The sequence below is a fragment of the Pseudomonas hefeiensis genome (assembly GCF_030687835.1).
Lineage (GTDB): Bacteria > Pseudomonadota > Gammaproteobacteria > Pseudomonadales > Pseudomonadaceae > Aquipseudomonas > Aquipseudomonas hefeiensis.
The window spans coordinates 5,224,540-5,245,466 of sequence record NZ_CP117449.1 but is presented as its reverse complement, the minus strand read 5'-3'; the positions used below and the strand labels follow the sequence as shown (position 1 = coordinate 5,245,466).

The window sequence follows — 20,927 nt, the reverse complement described above, 5'->3', positions numbered from 1 at the left end:
ATGCACGGCGAATCTCCAATCAAACGTCGCGAATCGCGAAAGATCTGGGTCGGCAACGTTCCTGTTGGCGGCGATGCGCCCATCGCTGTGCAAAGCATGACCAACAGCGACACCAACGACGTAGCGGCCACCGTTGCGCAGATCAACCGACTGGAAGCCGCCGGTGTCGACATCGTGCGGGTTTCCGTGCCGGACATGGACGCCGCCGAGGCGTTCGGCAAAATCAAGCAGTTGGTCAAAGTGCCGCTGGTGGCCGACATTCACTTCGACTACCGCATTGCCCTGCGCGTGGCCGAGCTGGGTGTGGACTGCCTGCGCATCAATCCGGGCAACATCGGCCGCGAAGACCGCGTGCGTGCGGTGGTGGATGCCGCCCGCGACCGTGGCATTCCGATCCGCATCGGCGTCAACGCCGGTTCGCTGGAAAAAGACCTGCAAAAGAAATACGGCGAACCGACCCCGGCTGCGCTGGTGGAATCGGCCCTGCGCCATGTCGAGCACCTGGAACGCCTGAACTTCCAGGACTTCAAGGTCAGCGTGAAGGCTTCCGACGTGTTCATGGCCGTCGAAGCCTACCGCCTGCTGGCCAAGGAAATCGTCCAGCCGCTGCACCTGGGCATCACCGAAGCCGGTGGGTTGCGTTCGGGCACGGTGAAATCCGCCGTCGGCCTCGGTATGCTGCTCGCCGAAGGGATTGGCGATACCATCCGCATCTCGTTGGCGGCCGATCCGGTGGAGGAAGTGAAAGTCGGCTACGACATCCTCAAGTCCCTGCACCTGCGTTCCCGTGGCATCAACTTCATCGCCTGCCCAAGCTGCTCGCGGCAGAACTTCGATGTGGTCAAGACCATGAACGAGCTGGAAGGGCGCCTGGAGGATCTGCTGGTGCCGCTGGATGTCGCGGTGATCGGTTGCGTGGTCAACGGGCCGGGTGAAGCCAAGGAGGCCCATATCGGCCTCACCGGCGGTACACCGAACCTGATTTACATCGACGGCAAGCCGTCGCAGAAACTGACGAATGACAATCTGGTGGATGAACTGGAACGGCTGATCCGCCAGAAAGCGGCCGAAAAGGTCGAAGCCGACGCTGCTGTAATCGCGCGTGGTTGAGTCGAACGAATTTAAGGATTACCTGTGAGCAAGTCCCTGCAAGCCATTCGTGGCATGAACGACATCCTGCCCGAGCACACGCCCCTGTGGCGTTATTTCGAGGGCACCGTGGCGCGTTTGCTGGATAACTACGGTTATCGGCAGATCCGCATGCCGATCGTCGAGTTCACCGAGCTGTTCAAGCGTTCCATCGGCGAAGTGACCGACATCGTCGAAAAAGAGATGTACACCTTCGAGGACCGCAACGGCGATTCGCTGACCCTGCGTCCCGAAGGCACGGCGGCATGCGTGCGTGCGGTGCTCGAGCACGGCATTACCGGCGGCGGCCAGGTGCAGAAACTCTGGTACATCGGCCCGATGTTTCGCCACGAGCGTCCGCAGAAAGGTCGTTATCGCCAGTTCCACCAGATAGGCCTCGAGGTGTTCAACCTCGACGGTCCGGACATCGACGCTGAGCTGATCGTATTGACCTGGCGTCTGTGGGGCGAGTTGGGCATCCGTGATGCGGTCAAGCTCGAACTCAACAGCCTGGGCACCAGCGAGTCCCGTGGGCGTTACCGCGAAGCGCTGGTGGAGTTCCTGTCTGCTCACCTGGACAAGCTGGACGAAGACAGTCAGCGTCGCCTGAAAACCAACCCGCTGCGGGTGTTGGATACCAAGAACGCCGACACGCAGGCGATCCTGGTCGATGCGCCGAAAATGGCTGACTACCTCGACGAAGAATCCCGCCTGCACTTCGAAGGCCTGAAGGCGCGCCTGGACGCCGTCGGCATTCCCTACGTCATCAACCCGAAGCTGGTCCGCGGGCTGGATTACTACAGCAAAACCGTCTTTGAATGGGTCACCGACAAGCTGGGTGCCCAGGGCACCGTGTGTGCCGGCGGCCGTTACGACGGGCTGGTGGAACAGATGGGCGGAAAGCCGACGTCGGGCGTGGGTTTTGCCATGGGCATCGAGCGTCTGGTGTTGATGCTTGAGACGCTCGACAAGATTCCGCAAGAAATCTCCCGTCAGGTCGACGTTTACCTGTGCGCCTTCGGCGAAGCAGCCGAACTGGCGGCCCTGGCGCTGAGCGAGCGGGTCCGCGACCAGTTGCCCAACCTGCGCCTGCAGATCAACGCCGGCGGCGGCAGTTTCAAGAGCCAGTTCAAGAAGGCCGACAAGAGCGGTGCGCTGTATGCACTGATTCTCGGTGACGACGAACTGGCCCAGCAAGTGGTAGGTTTCAAACCCCTGCGTGGCCAGGGCGAACAACAAAGCATTGCCTGGGATGCGCTTGCCGCACACCTGGCCACCTGCGTCGTGCAGGGTTGAAGCTGTCAAACAGCCGATTTAGCGATTAAGGAGTATTGGGGTGTCGAGTACCGATGATGAACAGCTGGCGGATTTGAAGGACTGGTGGACGCGCAACGGTAAGCCGCTGGTCACTGGCGGCCTGTTGGCGCTGGTCATCGTGTTCGGCTGGCAGGCCTGGCAGAAGTACCAGAGCAATCAGGCGCAAGGCGCTTCGATGCTCTATCAGCAGTTGCTGGAAACTACCCTGACCCCGGACGGCAAGCCTGACGCTGCCCGCGTGGCAGAGTTGGCCGGCAAGCTCGACAACGAATTCGGCGGCACCGCCTACGCGCAATATGGCCGCCTGTTCGTGGCCAAGGTCGCGGTAGACACGGGCAAGCTGGACGACGCCGCCATCGAGCTCAAAGCCATTGTCGACAAGCCTGCCAACCCGACCCTGGGCGAAGTGGCGCGTCAGCGCCTGGCGCAGGTGCTGGCGGCACAGGACAAGGCCGAAGACGCCTTGAAGCTGCTCGACGGTGATGCCGACAAGGCGTTCCTGGCGACTCGCGAAGAACTCAAGGGCGACCTGCTGGTACAGCTTGGTCGTGCTGATGAGGCCCATGCGGCCTACCAAAAAGCCAAGGCTGCGCTGTCGGATGAAGCTGCGGTCGGTGGCCTGCAAATCAAGCTGGACGACCTGGCCAAAGGGGATGCGTGACGTGATCCGTTGGAAACATGCAGCATTGCTGGCTCTGGCCATTCTGGCCGCGGGTTGCAGCAGCAACAGCAAGAAAGAACTGCCTCCGGCCGAACTGACCGATTTCAAAGAAGAAGTCGTGCTGCAGAAGCAATGGAGCCGCTCCATCGGTGACGGCCAGGGTGAAACCTACAACATGCTGGTGCCGGCCATTGATGGCGACACCATCTATGCCTCCGACGTCACTGGCGTGGTGATGGCGATGGATCGCACCAACGGCGACGTCAAGTGGGAGCAGGATCTCGAACTGCCCGTTTCCGGCGCCGTTGGCGTGGGTTACGGGCTGGTCATGATCGGTACGCTCAAGGGCGAGATCGTGGCCCTGGACGCCAGCAGCGGTGAAGAGAAATGGCGCGCCCGCGTGACCAGTGAAGTCCTCGCTCCGCCGGCCACCAACGGTGACGTGGTGGTCGTGCAGACCCAGGATGACAGCCTGATCGGTCTGGATGCCGCCACTGGCGAGCAGCGCTGGTTGTACGACAGCACCCCGGCGGTACTGACCCTGCGCGGCACCAGTGCGCCGATCGTCACCAACCGCCTCGCGGTGGCCGGGTTGTCGACCGGTAAAGTGGTTGCCCTGGATATTTCCAACGGCGTGCCGGTGTGGGAACAGCGCGTGGCCATCCCGCAGGGCCGTTCGGAGCTGGAGCGTGTGGTCGACATCGACGGCGGCCTGCTGTTGTCTGGCGGTACGCTGTACGTCGCCAGCTACCAGGGTCGCGTTGCGGCGCTGGACCTGGAAAGCGGTCGCCCGCTGTGGCAGCGTGATGCGTCCAGCTACGCCGGGGTCGCCCAGGGTTTTGGCAGCGTCTACGTAAGCCTGTCCTCGGGCACGGTTGAAGGCGTCGACGAGCGTTCCACCACCGCATTGTGGAGTAACGATGCCCTGGCCCGTCGTCAACTGTCGGCCCCGGAAGTGTTCTCCAGCTACGTTGCAGTCGGTGACCTGGAAGGTTACCTGCACCTGCTCAGCCAGGTGGACGGTCGTTTTGTCGGCCGTGAGCGCATCGACAGCGACGGCCTGCGTGCCCGTCCGCTGGTGGTGGGCAACATGATTTATGTGTATGGCAACAGCGGCAAACTGGAAGCCCTGACCATCAAGTAAGACTATGCTTGGGGCTAATCCCCCAAGCGGCTTCATTTTTGTGGGAGCGGGCTTGCTCGCCAATGCGGTGTTCCGGTGGCATGGATGTCGACTGATCCACCGCTTCCGCGAGCAAACCCGCTCCCACAGGATGGCCCCCGAGCACCAGCCGCTGCCTCGCAGCGGCTTTTGTATTTTCTGAAATAACGAAGTGGAGAGCCGCATGGTTCCCGTAATCGCCCTGGTGGGCCGACCGAACGTCGGCAAGTCCACCTTGTTCAACCGCCTGACCAGGACTCGCGACGCCATTGTCGGCGACTTGTCCGGTCTGACCCGTGATCGCCAATACGGTGAGGCCAAGTGGCAAGGGCGTACCTATATTCTGGTCGACACCGGTGGCATCTCCGGTGATGAACACGGCATGGATGAAAAAATGGCCGAGCAGTCGCTGCTCGCCATCGAAGAAGCGGATGTGGTGCTGTTCCTGGTAGACGCCAAGGCCGGTTTTACCGCCGCCGACCAGATGATCGCCGAGCATTTGCGCAAACGTAACAAGCGTTCCTACGTGGTGGCCAACAAGGTCGACAACATCGACCCGGACATGGCTCGCGCCGAGTTCGCACCGTTGGGCATGGGCCAGGCAATTCCGATTGCCGGTGCGCATGGTCGTGGCATCACCCAGATGCTGGAAATCGCCCTGTCTGATTTCCCTAGAGACGACGAAGACGAACCGGAAGACGGCGAAGAAGAAATCGTTGCCGAAGGCGAGGAAGCCAAGCGTATTCCTGGTCCTAGCGAAAAAGACGGGATCAAGATCGCCATCATCGGCCGCCCGAACGTCGGCAAGTCGACGCTGGTCAACCGTATGCTCGGCGAAGACCGGGTCATCGTGTACGACCAGCCCGGCACCACCCGCGACAGTATCTACATCCCGTTCGAGCGTAACGAAGAGAAGTACACGCTGATCGACACTGCCGGGGTGCGCAAGCGCGGCAAGATCCACGAAGAAGTCGAAAAATTCTCCGTGGTCAAAACCCTGCAGGCGATCAAAGACGCCAACGTGGTGATCTTCGTGATGGACGCCCGCGAAGGTGTGGTCGATCACGACCTGAACCTGCTGGGCTTCGCCCTGGAAGCCGGCCGTGCGTTGGTCATCGCGATCAACAAGTGGGACGGGATGACGCCAAGCGAGCGGGATTTCGTCAAGGTTGAATTACAACGCCGGCTGTTCTTCGTTGACTTCGCCGACATCCACTTCATCTCGGCCTTGCACGGGACGGGCGTGGGCAACCTCTACGCGTCGGTGCAGAACTCGTTCAAGTCGGCGGTAACCCGCTGGCCGACCAACCGCCTGACCCAGATCCTGGAAGACGCCGTCGGCGAGCACGCGCCACCGATGGTCAACAACCGCCGGATCAAGCTGCGTTACGCTCACCTGGGTGGCGCCAATCCGCCGATCATCGTGATTCACGGTAACCAGATCGAGAAGGTGCCCAAGTCGTACGTCCGTTATCTGGAAAATACTTATCGTCGCGTCCTGAAGCTGGTCGGCACGCCGATCCGCATCGAGTTCAAGGGCGGCGAGAACCCGTACGAAGGCAACAAGAACACGCTCACCGACCGTCAGGTCAACAAGAAGCGCCGCTTGATGTCCCACCACAAGAAGGCCGACAAGAAGCGCCGCGACAAGCGCTGATCTAGTCTGGACCTGGACCTGGACCTGGATCTGGATCTGGATCTGGATCTGGATCTGGATCTGGGTCTGGATCTGGATCTGGATCTGGATCTGGATCTGGAAGTTGGGATGTTGACCTGTGGGAGCAAGGCTTGCCCGCGATGAACGATAACGCGGTTTAACCTGCACACCGCAGCGCGGCCATCGCGGGCAAGCCCTGCTCCCACAGCCCTTGTTGCCAGAGGGTATGAGTGATCAACATAAAAGGGTGCCCATGGGCACCCTTTTTCATGCCCGGCGATTGGGCTATCCTCGACCTCTCCCGCGCCGCACCAGAGCCGGGTGTAGACGCAGGGAACCCCCAATGATCACCAGCAAGTTGCCGAATGTCGGCATCACTATCTTCACCCAGATGTCCCAGCTCGCCGCGCAGACCGGCGCGCTCAATCTGTCCCAGGGGTTTCCCGATTTCGATGGTCCGCAGGCCCTGCGCGATGCTGTCGGCCGGCATGTCGCCCAAGGTCATAACCAATACTCGCCCATGACCGGTTTGCCGGCGCTGCGCCAGCAGATCGCGGCGAAGATCGCCCGCAGCTATGGCGTCACCGTCGATGCCGACCAGGAAGTGACCGTGACCCCCGGTGCGACCCAGGCGATTTTCTGCGCCATCGCAGCAGTGGTTCACAGCGGCGACGAAGTGATCGTGTTCGACCCTTGCTACGACAGCTATGAACCCGCCGTCGAGTTGGCCGGTGGCCGTTGTGTGCATGTGCAGTTGGGCCTGGATGATTTCGCCATCGATTTCCAGAAGCTTGGCGAAGCCCTGAGCCCGCGTACGCGCATGATCATTCTCAACTCGCCGCACAACCCCAGTGGAGCGCTGATCAGCGGCGCCGAACTCGACCAGTTGGCGGCGTTGATTCGTGACCGCGACATTTACCTGATCAGTGACGAAGTCTACGAACACCTTGTGTTCGACGGCGTCGCCCACGCCAGTGTCCTGGCCCATGAGGAGCTGTACCGTCGGGCCTTTGTGGTCAGTTCGTTTGGTAAGACCTACCACGTCACCGGCTGGAAAACCGGCTACGTGGTAGCGCCACCCGCCCTGACGGCGGAATTGCGCAAGGTGCATCAGTACGTCAGCTTCTGCGGCGTGACGCCGTTGCAGTACGCCTTGGCCGACTACATGGCCGATCACCCGGAGCACGTCGAAGAACTGCCGGACTTCTACCAGGCCAAGCGTGACCTGTTCTGCGACTTGCTGGCCCCCTCACGCTTCAGTTTCAAGCGGGTGCCTGGCACCTATTTCCAGCTGGTGGATTACTCGCAGATCCGCCCGGACCTCAATGACGTCGACATGGCGGTCTGGATGACCCGCGAGCACGGTGTGGCGACGATCCCCGTCTCGGTGTTCTACCAGAACCCACCCGAAGGCCAGCGCCTGGTGCGCCTGTGCTTTGCCAAACGTGAGGAGACGCTGCGCGACGCGGCGGAAAAACTATGCGTGATCTGAGTGCGTTGCCCAATCTCAACGTTGCGCTGATCCAGACCACCCTGGCCTGGCACGATCGCAAGGCCAATCTGGAGCATTTCGAGGGCCTGCTTGCGCAGGCGCGCGCAGCGGATCTGATTATCCTGCCGGAAATGTTCACCACGGGATTTTCCATGGAGTCCGAGACCCTGGCGGAGCCGGAAAACGGTCCTTCGCACAAGTGGCTCCAGGCTCAGGCTGCGAAGCTCGAAGCGGTGATCACTGGCAGTGTGATTATCCAGGCCGCCGACGGCAGCCATCGTAATCGTCTGCTCTGGGCCCGACCGGACGGCGAAGTGCTGCATTACGACAAGCGTCATCTGTTCCGCATGGCCGGTGAGCACAATCACTACACGCCGGGCGAGCGTCAGGTGCTGTTCGAGCTCAACGGCTGGCGGATCCGCCCGCTCATTTGCTACGACCTGCGTTTCCCGGTGTGGAGCCGCGATGCCGAGGACACCGACCTGCTGCTGTACACCGCCAACTGGCCCGGCGCGCGGCGCCAGCATTGGAACCGTCTGCTGCCGGCCCGGGCAATCGAGAACCTGTGCTACGTGGCAGCGGTAAATCGCATCGGCCACGACGGCAAGGGCTTTGCCTATACCGGTGACAGTCAGGTGCTGGACTTCCAGGGCGAAACCCTGCTCAGTGCCGGTGATGCGGACGGGGTGTTCACCGTGTGTTTGAATGCGGCGGACCTGGCGGCTTACCGCGCGCGCTTCCCGGCGAACCTGGATGCCGATCGTTTCGAATTCATCTGATTGAAACGATTCAGCCCTTCAGAAGCGCTGATGGTGGCCGATAACCGGGGCAGCCAAGGAGAAGTCCATTATGACCAGCATCAGCGCAACCACGGTAAATCCATACCCACTCTCTGCACCTAAGGTCTCCATCAAGGGTGCGGAAGATGAAGCAGCGGTCAGTCCTGCGGTATCGACTGACGCCAGCGATGACAAAGACCAGCAGTTGAAAGTTGACACCAGTGGCGCGAACATCGCGGGCGCTCCGGCCAGTGGCAGTGGCGATGTCATCGAACAGTTGAAGAAACAGATCGAGCAGACCGAGAAGTTGCTGGCCGAGCAGCAGGCCCAGTTGGCTCGCGTGCAGAAAAGCCAGGCCAACCAGGAGCAGAAAGCCCAGGAAGCCATGGCGATCCAGACCCAGATCATGGCGACCCAGGCCACATTGCAGACCTTACAGGCCGCTTTGCTGCAGGCGATGACCGTTTCGATTGATACCCATGCCTGACATCCCGGCCGTCTGGTAGGGCGCCTTCGCGAGCAAGCCCGCTCCCACAGTGGATCTGCGGTGGACACAGATTCTGTGCCCGGCAGAAACCTCCCGTGGGAGCGGGCTTGCTCGCGAAGGCGTCGGAACAGCCACCCCCAAATCCCGAGCCAAACAAAAAGGCCCCAGGGTTCACACCCCGGGGCCTTTTTGCATTCCAGCTAAACCATCAGGCCGCTTTGGCTTCCGGCTGGCTCAGGGAGCGGTTCAGCGCGCTGAACAGGGCCTTGAAGCTGGCAGTGGTGATGTTTTCATCAATGCCAACGCCGTGTACCGCACGCTCACCGTTGACCCGCAGCTCGATGTACGCCGCAGCCTTGGCATTGGTGCCGGCGCCGATAGCGTGTTCGTTGTAGTCCATGATTTCCACCGGAATCGGCAGGCCGGCCACCAGCGCTTCCAGCGCGCCGTTGCCTTTGCCGCGCCAGTGCAGATTGGTCTCGCCCTGGCCCTTGCTGGCCACTTCGACTTCCACGGAGCTGTTGCCGTTTTCTTCCTGCAGACGATGGCTGACCAGCGCGTACGGGGTGTTGGCTTGCAGGTACTCGCTGTGGAGCAGGGCGTGGATCTGCTGGGCGGTCATTTCCAGGCCCAGGCGATCGGTTTCGCGCTGCACCACCTGGCTGAACTCGATCTGCATGCGACGCGGCAGGCTGATGCCGTATTCCTGCTCCAGCAGGTAGGCAATGCCACCCTTGCCCGACTGGCTGTTGACGCGGATCACCGCCTCGTAGCTGCGGCCGATGTCAGCCGGGTCGATCGGCAGGTAAGGCACTTCCCACAGGGTGTCGGGTTTCTGCTGGGCGAAGCCCTTGCGGATCGCATCCTGGTGGGAGCCGGAGAATGCGGTGTGAACCAGGTCGCCCACGTACGGGTGACGAGGATGCACCGGGATCTGGTTGCACTCTTCGACCACTTTGCGCACGCCGTCGATGTCGGAGAAATCCAGCTCCGGGTGGATGCCCTGGGTGTAGAGGTTCAGCGCGACGGTCACCAGGTCGACGTTACCGGTGCGCTCGCCGTTGCCGAACAGGCAACCTTCGACACGGTCGGCGCCGGCCATCAGGCCCAGTTCAGTGGCGGCTACGCCGGTGCCACGGTCGTTGTGGGTGTGCAGGCTGATAAGCACGCTGTCACGACGGGTGATGTTGCGGTGGAACCACTCGATCTGGTCGGCGTAGATGTTCGGCGTGGCGACTTCCACGGTAGCGGGCAGGTTGAGGATGACCTTGCGCTCGGGCGTCGGGTTCCAGACTTCGATCACCGCGTCGCAGACTTCCTTGGCGAACTCCAGCTCGGTAGCACTGAAGGTTTCCGGCGAGTACTCGAACTGCCACTGGGTTTCTGGCTGTTGCGCTGCGTATTTGACGAACAGCTTGGCCGCGTTCACCGCGATTTCCTTCACGCCTTCCTTGTCCTGGTTGAACACGATGCGGCGGAACGACGGGCAGGTGGCGTTGTACAGGTGGACGATGGCTTTTTTCGCCCCGCGAAGGGATTCGAACGTACGGGCGATCAGGTCTTCACGGGCCTGGGTCAGCACCTGGATGGTGGTGTCGTCCGGGATGTGGCCTTCTTCGATGAGGGTACGCACGAAGTCGAAGTCGGTCTGCGAAGCCGCCGGGAACGACGCTTCGATTTCCTTCACGCCCACGGCGACCAGGGTTTTCCAGAAACGCAGCTTTTTGGTGGCGTCCATCGGCTCGATCAGCGACTGATTGCCGTCACGCAGGTCGGAGCTGCACCAGATCGGCGCGGCGGTGATGGTCTTCGACGGCCAGGTGCGATCCGGCAGGTTGATGGTCGGGAAGGCGCGGTATTTGGAAGACGGGTCTTTGAGCATGCTCATCGGGGAATCCTTTTATTGTCGTGGCCGGGAAAAGGCGGCCTGCCGGTGGTTCGGACGGGGGTGGCTTTACAGCCGGAACGAGGTGCCGCGATTCAGCCCGGCAGTCGTGCGCTGACGAGGCACAGGCTGCGGTGCTGGCGAAGCTGAATGAGGGTATGAGAGGTCTTCATGCTTTCAACCCTAACCGCGCGGAGGGCGGATCGCAAGCAGTCGACAAAAATTGAGATAAGTTCTGTTTTTAGGCGGGTTTGCGAGATTTAATCGCGCATATAGACAGTTTGTATCCTAAGGATTGCGTCGATATTTAGGGCTTGGCAATTCCCGGGATAGTGGTGGTGCGGCTGCCGTCATCGCGAGCAGGCTCGCTCCCACAGGGGATCTCTGTGGGTTGCAAATGTTGTGTTCACAAGAGGGCCCAATGTGGGAGCGAGCCTGCTCGCGAAGAGGCCAGTGGCCTCACCGCAAAAAACTCAGGGTTGGAACGCCCCGATAAAAATCGCCGGGTCTACCCGTGCATCGTTCAGGCTGATGTTCCAGTGCATGTGCGGTCCCGTCGCCCGGCCCGTGGAGCCGACTTTGCCGACAACGGTGCCGCGCTTGAGTGGCTGGCCGACCTTCACGTCGATCTTCGACAGGTGGCAGAACATGCTGATGAAACCCTGGCCATGGTCAACGAAGACGGTGTTGCCATTGAAGAAGTAATTGCCGGTGAGGATCACCTTGCCAGCGGCGGGAGTCTTGATGGGTGTGCCGGCGGGCACGGCGAAGTCCAGGCCAGCGTGGGGATTGCGCTCTTCGCCGTTGAAGAAGCGCCGCACGCCGAACTTGCTCGACATCGGACCATTGACCGGCTTGTCCAGCAGCAGGTTGCTGGGGATGTTCGGGCTGAAGCTGCGATAGGCCTTCAGTTGTATGGCCAGTTCGGCGTTGATGCGTTTGAGGTCCGCCGGGTTCGGATTGACCTGGCGCTTATTCTTCAGGGTGATGTGTTGCTCGGGGTACTTTTTATAGCCGACCACGAACGGCTGGGTGCTGCCGCCACTGCTGATCTGCTGGGTGCCGGGCTTGACCGTCAGCGGGATGCCGACAATTGCCAGCCAGTTGTCCTTTTCCTTGACCACCAGCACCGGTTTGCCCTGGTAACTGGCTTTTGGCGGCTGGGCGGCGCTGCCCAGGTCCACCACGGCCACGCCGCCGGGCACCGGTTTGTTCAGCAGGCGAGTGATGTAACTGTCGGCGTTGGCGTTGAAGGTCAGGCACAGCAAGAGCAATGGGGCGAGATATCGCGGCATGAATCAATCCAATAGAGAAAGGGTGACCGGCGTCAGGTGATTGTCTTCGACCCGCACCAGCAGTTCGCCTTCACCGAGCCGCGCCGTCAGGCGCTGGCCGGTTTGGGTCTGTCCGGCGCGGCGGATCGCCTGGCCGCGTTCGTCCAGCAAAATGCTGTAGCCCCGGCCGAGGGTCGCCAGGGGGCTGACGATGTGCAGCGTCTGCATCTGGTTTTGCAGTTGCAGGCGTCGCGCCTTCAGCCCCTCGCGCATGGCCCGGGGCAAGCGCGAGGCGAGGCTGTCCAGGCGCTGGCGCAGCATTGCCAGTTGCCGGCCCGGGTGTTGCCCGGCCAGGCGGGTTTCCAGGCGGATCAGACGTTCGCGGCGGGTATTGAGGCTGCGCTCGAAGGCCCGGCGCATGCGCATGTCCAGGTCGTCGAGGCGCTGGGCCTGCTGGCGCAGACGCTCACCAGGGTGGCGCAGGCGTCGGGTCAGGCCTTCGAGGCGCAATTGATCGCGCATCAGCCGGTCGCGCATGCGCATCACCAGCCGCCGGTGCAGGCTTTCGACCCGGCGCACCAAGTCGCCGGCATCGGGTGCCAGCAGTTCGGCAGCGGCGGACGGGGTCGGGGCGCGCACGTCAGCGACGAAATCGCTGATGGATACGTCGGTTTCATGGCCGACGGCGCTGACGATCGGCGTGACGCAGGCGTCCACCGCTCGTGCCACGGCTTCTTCGTTGAAGCACCACAAGTCTTCCAGCGAGCCGCCGCCCCGGGCCAGGATCAGCGCATCGAACCCCCGGGCATCCGCCAGTTTCAGCGCGCGAACGATTTGCGCGGTGGCTTCGCGGCCCTGTACGGCGGTGGGGATCAGCGTCAGCGAAATCTGCGGCGCACGGCGGCGGAAGACGCTGATGATGTCGCGGATCACCGCGCCGGTGGGTGAACTGATGATGCCGATGCGTTGCGGATGGGCCGGCAGCGGCACCTTGCGTTCGGCGCTGAACAGGCCTTCGGCGCTGAGCTTTTCCTTGAGCGCATCGAAGGCCAGGCGCAGGGCGCCATCGCCCGCCGGTTCCACGGTGTCGAGAATCAGCTGATAGTCGCCGCGGCCCTCGAACAGTGAGACCTTGCCGCGTACTTTCACCGCCAGCCCGTCTTTGAGGGCCTGACGCACTCGCGCGGCATTTTGCCGGAACAGTGCGCAGCGCACCTGGGCGCCGCTGTCCTTGAGGGTGAAATACACATGGCCGGAGGCCGGCCGGGCAAGGTTGGAAATTTCGCCCTCGACCCAGATGTTGCTGAACACGTCTTCAAGCAACACCCGCGCACGGCCGTTGAGCTGGCTGACAGTCAGGACCTCGCGGTCCAGGCCCAGTCGGGCAAAGGGATCTCTAATCATGGACGGCATGATAAGGGCATTCGCTGCTCAATCTCCATGTTCAGCGAAAAACCTTCCGGGAATCGGCGCGGTACAATGCTCCATTGCCCATAGGTTCAAGGCGGGCGCGGGCTTGCTCGTCGCCACCCGTAGATTCACCGCAGGATGTCCCATGAATTCGCAAAGCATCATCGTCCCGAAAATTTCCTCCTTGCCGGTCCACGAGCCTCGGGCCCGGGCGATTGTGCGTTGGCTGGTGCGCAAGAATATCGTCGAAGAACAACTGACCACCTGCGGGCGGACCGGCAATCGCATGGCCCACGCCATCGCCCCCGGCGCCCGCGACGTGGTCCTGCACCCTGAGGCCTTGCCGTTTGGCGAACCGGTCAATGGCCTGGAAATCATCACCAAGCGCTGCATCTATACCCCGGCCAAAGGCTTTCTCGAGGAAGCGGGCTGCGCCGAATGCCGCAAGGAAATCGGTGAGGCGCTGTTCGAAAGCCTGGAAGACTGGATGCCGGCCCGCACCGATAACTTCACCTGCCCTGAGTGTGGGCACGAAGATGACATCAACGGGTTTCTGTACCTGCAACCGTGTGGCTTCTCCAACCTGGGGTTTATCTTCAACAACTGGCTCGAGGCGGGGTTCAAGCAGGACTTTATCGACGAGTTCGCCGATTGGCTGGATCAGCCGGTGAGTTGGGTGAAGGTGGAGTTGTAAGGGCGCCGCAATAACCCATGTGGGAGCAGGCTTTGTGGGAGCCAAGCTTGCTCGCGATGGGGGCGACGCGGGTTAACTGCAGGACCGCGTCATCGTTCATCGCGAGCAAGCTTGGCTCCCACAAGGGAATGTGTGGCAATCGGGCAGTGTTTAGCCCCTTCAATCACCCCGGCAATAATAGACAGAGTTTTACATTGAGCCAGAGGGGGTGCATGTATATAATGGCGCGCTTCCATTTTCCCGCTCGGGAGCCCCCGCGATGCTGCGTATCAGCCAAGAAGCTCTGACCTTCGACGACATTCTCCTAGTGCCCGGTTATTCCGAGGTACTGCCTAACGAAGTCAGTCTCAAAACCCGTCTTACCCGTGGCATCGAGCTGAATATTCCGCTGGTTTCCGCCGCCATGGACACCGTGACCGAAGCCCGTCTGGCCATTGCCATGGCCCAGGAAGGCGGTATCGGTATCATCCACAAGAACATGACCATCGAACAGCAGGCCGCCGAAGTGCGCAAGGTCAAGCGGTTCGAGGCTGGCGTCGTCAAGGATCCGATCACCATCGAGGCTGACGCCACGGTTCGCGATCTGTTCGAACTGACCCGCATGCACAACATCTCCGGCGTTCCGGTGCTGCACGATGGCGACCTGGTCGGTATCGTCACCTCCCGCGACGTGCGTTTCGAGAATCGCCTGGACGCCACCGTCCGTCAGGTGATGACGCCTAAAGAGCGTCTGGTCACGGTCAAGGAAGGCATCGGCAAGGACGAAGTTCGCGAGTTGCTGCACAAGCACCGCATCGAACGCGTGCTGATCGTCGACGACAAATTCGCCCTCAAGGGCATGATGACCGTCAATGACATCGAAAAAGCCAAGGCTTATCCCCTGGCCAGCAAGGACGACCAGGGTCGTCTGCGCGTAGGCGCTGCGGTCGGCACCGGCAAGGACACCGGCGACCGTGTCGCGGCCCTGGTCAATGCCGGCGTCGACGTGGTGGTGGTCGACACCGCCCACGGTCACTCCAAAGGCGTGATCGACCGCGTTCGCTGGGTCAAGCAGAACTTCCCTGATGTGCAGGTGATCGGCGGCAACATCGCCACCGGCGCTGCCGCCAAGGCCCTGGCCGAAGCTGGCGCCGATGCGGTCAAGGTCGGTATCGGCCCAGGCTCGATCTGCACCACCCGCATCGTTGCCGGTGTCGGCGTGCCGCAAATCAGCGCCATCGCCAACGTCGCCGCTGCCCTTGAAGGCACTGGCGTGCCGTTGATCGCCGACGGCGGCATCCGGTTCTCCGGTGACCTGTCCAAGGCCATCGTCGCCGGGGCCTCCTGCGTGATGATGGGTTCGATGTTCGCCGGTACTGAAGAAGCGCCAGGCGAGATCGAACTGTTCCAGGGCCGCAGCTACAAGGCTTACCGCGGCATGGGCTCGCTGGGCGCCATGTCCCAGGCCCAGGGCTCCTCCGACCGTTACTTCCAGGACTCCTCCGCGGGCGCCGAGAAACTGGTGCCCGAAGGCATCGAAGGTCGCGTGCCGTACAAAGGCACCCTGAGCGCGATCATTCATCAACTGATGGGCGGCCTGCGTTCTTCCATGGGCTACACCGGCAGCGCCGACATCGACGAGATGCGCACCAAGCCGGAGTTCGTCCGCATCACCGGTGCCGGCATGGCCGAGTCCCATGTCCACGACGTGCAGATCACCAAGGAAGCGCCGAACTACCGAGTAGGTTAAGGCCTTCAGCAAAACGTTAATCACCGGGGCTGTTCATTCAGCCCCGAGTTGTTTCTGATTCACTACATGAGAATGAGTCATGGCCCTCGACATTCACGCTCACCGCATCCTGATCCTCGACTTCGGTTCCCAGTACACCCAGCTGATCGCCCGCCGCGTGCGTGAAATCGGCGTGTACTGCGAATTGCATCCGTTCGACATGGATGACGAAGCGATTCGCGAATTCGCGCCTAAAGGCGTCATCCTCGCCGGCGGCCCCGAGTCTGTGCACGAAGCCGACAGCCCGCGTTGCCCGCAAGCAGTGTTCGACCTGGGCGTACCGGTCTTCGGTATCTGCTACGGCATGCAGACCATGGCTGAACAGCTGGGCGGCAAGGTAGAAGGTTCCGACCTGCGTGAGTTCGGTTATGCCCGCGTCGACGTGGTCGGCAAGAGCCGCCTGCTGGACGGCATCGAAGACCACATCGACGCCGACGGCCTGTTTGGCCTTGACGTGTGGATGAGCCACGGTGACAAGGTCACCAAGATGCCGGAAAACTTCCACATCCTGGCCAGCACCCCGAGCTGCCCGATTGCCGGCATGTTCAACGATGATCGCCGTTACTACGGCGTGCAGTTCCACCCGGAAGTGACCCATACCAAGCAGGGCGGTCGCATCCTGTCGCGCTTCATCCTCGATATCTGCGAGTGCGAAGCCCTGTGGACGCCATCGAAAATCGCTGAAGACGCCATCGCCCAGGTTCGTGCCCAGGTTGGCACCGACAACGTGCTGCTCGGCCTGTCCGGCGGCGTGGACTCCTCGGTGGTTGCCGCATTGCTGCACAAGGCCATCGGCGATCAACTGACTTGCGTCTTCGTCGACAACGGCCTGCTGCGCCTGCACGAAGGCGAGCAAGTGATGGCCATGTTCGCCGAGAACATGGGCGTCAAGGTGATCCGCGCCAACGCCGAAGAGCAGTTCCTGAACAACCTGGCCGGCGAGTCCGACCCGGAGAAGAAGCGCAAGATCATCGGCCGCACCTTCATCGACGTGTTCGATGCCGAATCCTGCAAGCTCGACAACATCAAGTACCTGGCCCAAGGCACCATCTACCCCGACGTGATCGAGTCGGCTGGCGCCAAGAGCGGCAAGGCCCACGTGATCAAGTCCCACCACAACGTCGGTGGCCTGCCGGAAGAAATGAACCTCAAGCTGGTCGAGCCGCTGCGCGAGCTGTTCAAGGACGAGGTGCGTCGCCTCGGCCTGGAGCTGGGCCTGCCGTACGACATGGTCTACCGCCACCCATTCCCGGGCCCAGGCCTGGGCGTGCGGATCCTCGGTGAAGTGAAGAAGGAATACGCCGACCTGCTGCGTCGCGCCGACCATATCTTCATCGAAGAACTGCGCAAGGCCGACTGGTACCACAAGGTCAGCCAGGCGTTCGTGGTGTTCCAGCCGGTGAAATCGGTTGGCGTGGTCGGCGATGGCCGTCGCTACGCCTGGGTCGTGGCCCTGCGCGCCGTGGAAACCATCGACTTCATGACCGCTCGCTGGGCACACCTGCCGTACGAGCTGCTGGAGACCGTTTCCGGACGCATCATCAATGAAATCGAAGGTATTTCTCGCGTGACGTATGACGTGTCGAGCAAGCCGCCGGCGACGATTGAGTGGGAGTGACGGAAAATCCTGGGGGATATTAACCCCCGTTATTCTGAAATCGATGCAACGTCGATTCTGTGATCGGAGGGAGGAAGAGGCAGTTCAAGCTCTTCCCCTGCTCTGACGACCTGGCTGTTAAAGATAATCGTTTTTGTGCGCGGCTCTTGTTATCTAATCGTTTTTTTACAGCCTTAACCGTTAGCTGACAAGATCAGGTGCACGACATCATTTCTGGAATGCCCGTACTACAACAGGTCGGGGTGTGGGCCGAGATCGTTGATGCCGTCTCGCGGGCGTTTGCGGAGGACGGTGGAGCGGGTGCTGGCGTGATTGATCGGTATCGCCCGGGAAAGCCCGTCGACCGTTGAAGCACTTCATGCCAAGCTCCGTACTCCTGGATTTTCCTCGTGCCCGCCTTGTTCATCGTCGCGACGGCTTTGGCTTTTTTCACGCTACGAGGTGACAAAGCGCGTTTGCTGCACGAATGACCACCGTATCGATGTGTACAGAAAAACCCTGTGGATAACCTCTCCAGGGTTTTTTCATTTTGACTGGCCTTACTGTTTCTCATCTGCGGGTCTTTTGAGGAAAGCTTCTGTCAGGCGGTTTCTCCGTCACGTTTCGCTACGATTACCGTCTCAGCGGGCACCGAGACGCGCTTATCATCGGGCGGTATGGCCTGCGGGTATCGCAGCCATTGAAGAGTGAGCCAGGGTTGTCGATTGACAACCTTGTGGGTCATGCGAATACTGGAGATCACGGATGAGTCGTCCCTCGCACCCGAAAAGAGGTCGAAGAAGTACTTAGGCATGCCGAAGCGCAGGACTGGCGTGTAGTAGTCGGCGGTAGTCACGCCTGGGGGCGGGCTTATTGTCCTTATAACGATGAGGACTGCCGCTGCGGTGAGTTCTGCATTACGTCGATATGGACCACGCCAAAGAACCCTGGCAATCACGCGCGAGCATTGCGGCGCGTTGTGGACAATTGCACTGCGCATCGTAATTGGCGCGAAGCTGATGACGGTGCTGAGGACTAGGAAATGGAATACACCTTTACCTTGAAATATCAGCTCGCTGGCGATGACTGTCCCGCGGATGAACTGGTCGAGCGGCTGGGTGAGGCTGGCTGCGATGACGCTCTGGTAGGCATTGGGCAACCGGGGCGGCTGGCGCTTGAGTTCACTCGGGAGGCTCCGGATGCGATCAAGGCCGTCCTTAGCGCCCTAGGCGATGTCCGCCGCGCGGTGCCGTCGGCCAAACTGATCGAGGTTGCTCCTGATTGGGTCGGGCTAACCGAGGTAGCCGAAATCGTAGGCGTATCTCGACAGAACATGCGCAAGCTGATGTTGGCTCATCCTGGCAGCTTCCCGACGCCCGTGCACGAGGGGAGTGCGTCTATCTGGCACTTGGCAGACGTGCTGACCTGGCTGCAGGCCAAGGGCAGTTATTCACTTGCCAAGAACGTGTTGGATGTGGCCCAGGTGGCCTTGCAGGTCAACGTTGCGAAAGAAGGCCGACGGTTACCTGGCTTGGCTGCCAGAGAGTTGGAAGCTTTGGTTGGGTGACGGCCATCAGTGTTCAAGCGGGTGGCGCGACAATACTTCACTTAATATTTCTCAATTGCGGGTGTATCGTATTCGCCTTTTGCGGGCCCCATGGTCCGCCGCAGATTCAAGAGGTGATAGCTTCATGTCCTTTACCCGTCGCCAAATACTCGGTGGCCTGGCCGGTCTTGTTGTCGTTGGCGTGGGTGCGGGGGGCGCATCGCGGTATTGGTTGGGCAAGATGGCCGATGCCGAGGCCGGTCACGACTATGAGCTGATCGCAGCGCCCTTGGACGTGGAGCTGGTGGCCGGGCACAAGACCCAGGCCTGGGCCTTTGGTCCGTCGGCGCCGGGCACCGAGTTGCGGGTTCGTCAGGGTGAATGGCTGCGGGTACGCTTCATCAATCACTTACCGGTCGCGACCACCATTCACTGGCACGGGATCCGCCTGCCGCTGGAGATGGACGGCGTGCCGTATGTCTCGCAATTGCCGGTGCTGCCGGGTGAGTACTTCGATTACAAGTTCCGCGTGCCGGACGCCGGCAGCTATTGGTATCACCCTCACGTCAACAGCAGCGAAGAACTCGGTCGCGGGCTTGTTGGGCCCTTGATTGTCGAAGAGCGTGAGCCCACCGGCTTTAAATACGAACAAACCCTCAGCCTCAAGAACTGGCATGTGGATGAGCGGGGCGAGTTCGTCGCCTTCAGCATTCCCCGTGAAGCAGCCCGTGGCGGGACGGCCGGGCGTCTGTCGACCATCAACGGTGTGCCGCTGCCGGTGATTGATCTGCCAGCCGGACAGATCACCCGGGTACGCTTGCTGAACCTGGACAATACCCTGACCTACCGCATCAACATTCCTGGCGTCGAGGCGCAGATCTACGCCCTGGACGGCAACCCTGTCGCGCCGCGCCCGTTGGGCAAGGAATACTGGCTGGGCCCGGGCATGCGCATTTGTCTGGCGATCAAGGCGCCGGCAGCCGGGGAGGAGTTGTCTTTGCGCAATGGTCCGGTGCGGCTGGGCACTTTGCGCTCCGTGCCCAACAACGAGGCGCCGGCCCAGTGGCCGCCCGCGCTGCCACCTAACCCGGTGGCCGAGCCAGACCTGGCCAATGCCGAGAAACTCAACTTCAATTTCGAGTGGGTCGGTTCGGTGTCGGTCAATGTCGACAACGGCAAACCACCGAGTTTGTGGCAGATCAACGGCCAGGCTTGGGACATCACCGACAAGACCTGCGCCGATCGGCCGATTGCTACGCTGAAAAAGGGCCAGAGCTACATTCTCGAATTGAAGAACATGACTCAGTACCAGCATCCGATCCATTTGCACGGCATGAGCTTCAAGGTGATTGCGTCCAACCGGCACAAGGTCATCCCGTATTTCACCGACACCTACCTGCTGGGCAAGAATGAGCGGGCGCAGGTGGCGCTGGTGGCGGATAACCCAGGGGTGTGGATGTTCCACTGCCACGTGATCGACCACATGGAAACCGGCCTGATGGCCGCCATCGAGGTGGCGTGATGCGCCAGATTCGTCCTGCCCGGATCATTGATCGCAGCCGTGACCAGGATTTCATGCGCCAAGCCCTGGCCCTCGCTGAGCAAGGCGCAGCCTTGGGTGAAGTGCCGGTGGGCGCGGTGCTGGTACAGGACGGTGAGATCATCGGGCGCGGCTTCAATTGCCCGATCAGCGGCCACGACCCCAGCGCCCACGCGGAAATGGTCGCCATCCGCGCCGCCGCCCAGGCCGTGAGCAACTATCGTCTGCCCGGCAGCACTCTCTACGTGACCCTGGAGCCCTGCAGCATGTGCGCCGGCCTCATCGTCCACTCGCGCATCGCCCGGGTCGTCTATGGCGCCCTGGAGCCCAAGGCCGGCATTGTGCAAAGCCAGGGGCAATTTTTTAGCCAGGGTTTTCTGAATCATCGGGTGATGTTCGAGGGCGGGGTGCTGGCTGAAGAGTGCAGTGCTGTGCTGAGCGAGTTCTTCAAGGCCCGAAGAGCCAAATCCCAAGACTGACACCGTCCCCCTAATGTGGGAGTGAATCTCTGTGGGAGCAAGGCTTGCCCG

The 20,927-nt window shown here is 61.4% G+C and carries 17 protein-coding genes and 1 pseudogene; 15 read left to right on the top strand and 3 right to left on the bottom strand.

The window, feature by feature from the left end; translation table 11 throughout:
* The 8 genes from ispG (at position 1) to PSH57_RS23555 (ending at position 8,683) form a co-directional block, all read left to right on the top strand.
* The gene (gene ispG / locus PSH57_RS23590; RefSeq protein WP_003185136.1) at positions 1-1,110 is read left to right on the top strand and encodes a flavodoxin-dependent (E)-4-hydroxy-3-methylbut-2-enyl-diphosphate synthase; all 1,110 of its coding nucleotides are present in this window, start codon (positions 1-3) and stop codon (positions 1,108-1,110) included.
* A 24-nt stretch (positions 1,111-1,134) separates the two neighbouring features.
* Positions 1,135-2,424: a histidine--tRNA ligase gene (gene hisS / locus PSH57_RS23585; protein WP_305385814.1), complete on the top strand. Its 1,290-nt coding sequence runs from the start codon at positions 1,135-1,137 to the stop codon at positions 2,422-2,424.
* A gap of 40 nt (positions 2,425-2,464) precedes the next feature.
* Entirely contained in the window at positions 2,465-3,106 is a 642-nt protein-coding gene (locus PSH57_RS23580) for a tetratricopeptide repeat protein (protein ID WP_305385813.1), read from the top strand.
* On the top strand, positions 3,099-4,250 hold the full coding sequence (gene bamB / locus PSH57_RS23575; RefSeq protein WP_305385812.1) for an outer membrane protein assembly factor BamB: 1,152 nt from the start codon (positions 3,099-3,101) through the stop codon (positions 4,248-4,250). Before PSH57_RS23580 ends, bamB begins: the two co-directional genes overlap by 8 nt.
* Before the next feature lie 202 nt (positions 4,251-4,452).
* Positions 4,453-5,925 carry a ribosome biogenesis GTPase Der gene (der, locus tag PSH57_RS23570; RefSeq protein WP_305385811.1) on the top strand — a complete coding sequence of 491 codons (1,473 nt, stop codon included), beginning with the start codon at positions 4,453-4,455 and terminating at the stop codon, positions 5,923-5,925.
* Positions 5,926-6,268: 343 nt separating this feature from the next.
* Positions 6,269-7,417, top strand: coding sequence for a pyridoxal phosphate-dependent aminotransferase (locus PSH57_RS23565; protein ID WP_305385810.1), 1,149 nt, complete (start codon positions 6,269-6,271; stop codon positions 7,415-7,417).
* Positions 7,405-8,196: an amidohydrolase gene (locus PSH57_RS23560; protein WP_305385809.1), complete on the top strand. Its 792-nt coding sequence runs from the start codon at positions 7,405-7,407 to the stop codon at positions 8,194-8,196. The genes PSH57_RS23565 and PSH57_RS23560 overlap by 13 nt, the downstream gene beginning before the upstream one ends.
* Positions 8,197-8,266: 70 nt before the next feature.
* On the top strand, positions 8,267-8,683 hold the full coding sequence (locus PSH57_RS23555; protein WP_305385808.1) for a hypothetical protein: 417 nt from the start codon (positions 8,267-8,269) through the stop codon (positions 8,681-8,683).
* 208 nt (positions 8,684-8,891) lie between these two features.
* Here PSH57_RS23555 and leuA read toward each other — a convergent pair whose 3' ends face one another.
* From leuA to xseA, 3 genes are all read right to left on the bottom strand, one after another.
* Positions 8,892-10,571, bottom strand: coding sequence for a 2-isopropylmalate synthase (leuA, locus tag PSH57_RS23550; RefSeq protein ID WP_305385807.1), 1,680 nt, complete (start codon positions 10,569-10,571; stop codon positions 8,892-8,894).
* A 470-nt stretch (positions 10,572-11,041) separates the two neighbouring features.
* Complete coding sequence (locus PSH57_RS23545; RefSeq protein WP_305385806.1) at positions 11,042-11,863, bottom strand: peptidoglycan DD-metalloendopeptidase family protein; 822 nt, start codon at positions 11,861-11,863, stop codon at positions 11,042-11,044.
* Between the two features lie 3 nt (positions 11,864-11,866).
* Positions 11,867-13,246 (bottom strand): exodeoxyribonuclease VII large subunit, encoded by a 1,380-nt coding sequence (xseA, locus tag PSH57_RS23540; RefSeq protein WP_305390463.1) that lies wholly within the window; start codon positions 13,244-13,246, stop codon positions 11,867-11,869.
* 151 nt (positions 13,247-13,397) lie between these two features.
* Between xseA and PSH57_RS23535 the strand changes: the two genes are divergently transcribed.
* The 7 genes and pseudogenes from PSH57_RS23535 to tadA all read left to right on the top strand — a co-directional run bounded on the left by PSH57_RS23535 (position 13,398) and on the right by tadA (position 20,876).
* A complete protein-coding gene (locus tag PSH57_RS23535; RefSeq protein ID WP_305385805.1) occupies positions 13,398-13,946 on the top strand; it encodes a sugar ABC transporter ATPase in 549 nt (182 codons plus the stop codon).
* 259 nt (positions 13,947-14,205) lie between these two features.
* On the top strand, positions 14,206-15,675 hold the full coding sequence (gene guaB, locus PSH57_RS23530) for an IMP dehydrogenase (RefSeq protein ID WP_214915735.1): 1,470 nt from the start codon (positions 14,206-14,208) through the stop codon (positions 15,673-15,675).
* Positions 15,676-15,754: 79 nt separating this feature from the next.
* Positions 15,755-17,332 carry a glutamine-hydrolyzing GMP synthase gene (gene guaA, locus PSH57_RS23525; protein WP_305385804.1) on the top strand — a complete coding sequence of 526 codons (1,578 nt, stop codon included), beginning with the start codon at positions 15,755-15,757 and terminating at the stop codon, positions 17,330-17,332.
* Positions 17,333-18,076: 744 nt separating this feature from the next.
* Positions 18,077-18,350, top strand: a pseudogene (locus tag PSH57_RS29410) (hypothetical protein).
* A 3-nt stretch (positions 18,351-18,353) separates the two neighbouring features.
* Positions 18,354-18,878: a helix-turn-helix transcriptional regulator gene (locus PSH57_RS23520; protein WP_305385803.1), complete on the top strand. Its 525-nt coding sequence runs from the start codon at positions 18,354-18,356 to the stop codon at positions 18,876-18,878.
* Between the two features lie 124 nt (positions 18,879-19,002).
* The gene (locus PSH57_RS23515) at positions 19,003-20,379 is read left to right on the top strand and encodes a multicopper oxidase family protein (protein ID WP_305385802.1); all 1,377 of its coding nucleotides are present in this window, start codon (positions 19,003-19,005) and stop codon (positions 20,377-20,379) included.
* Positions 20,379-20,876: a tRNA adenosine(34) deaminase TadA gene (gene tadA / locus PSH57_RS23510; protein ID WP_256230836.1), complete on the top strand. Its 498-nt coding sequence runs from the start codon at positions 20,379-20,381 to the stop codon at positions 20,874-20,876. The genes PSH57_RS23515 and tadA overlap by 1 nt, the downstream gene beginning before the upstream one ends.
* Positions 20,877-20,927: the final 51 nt, after the last annotated feature.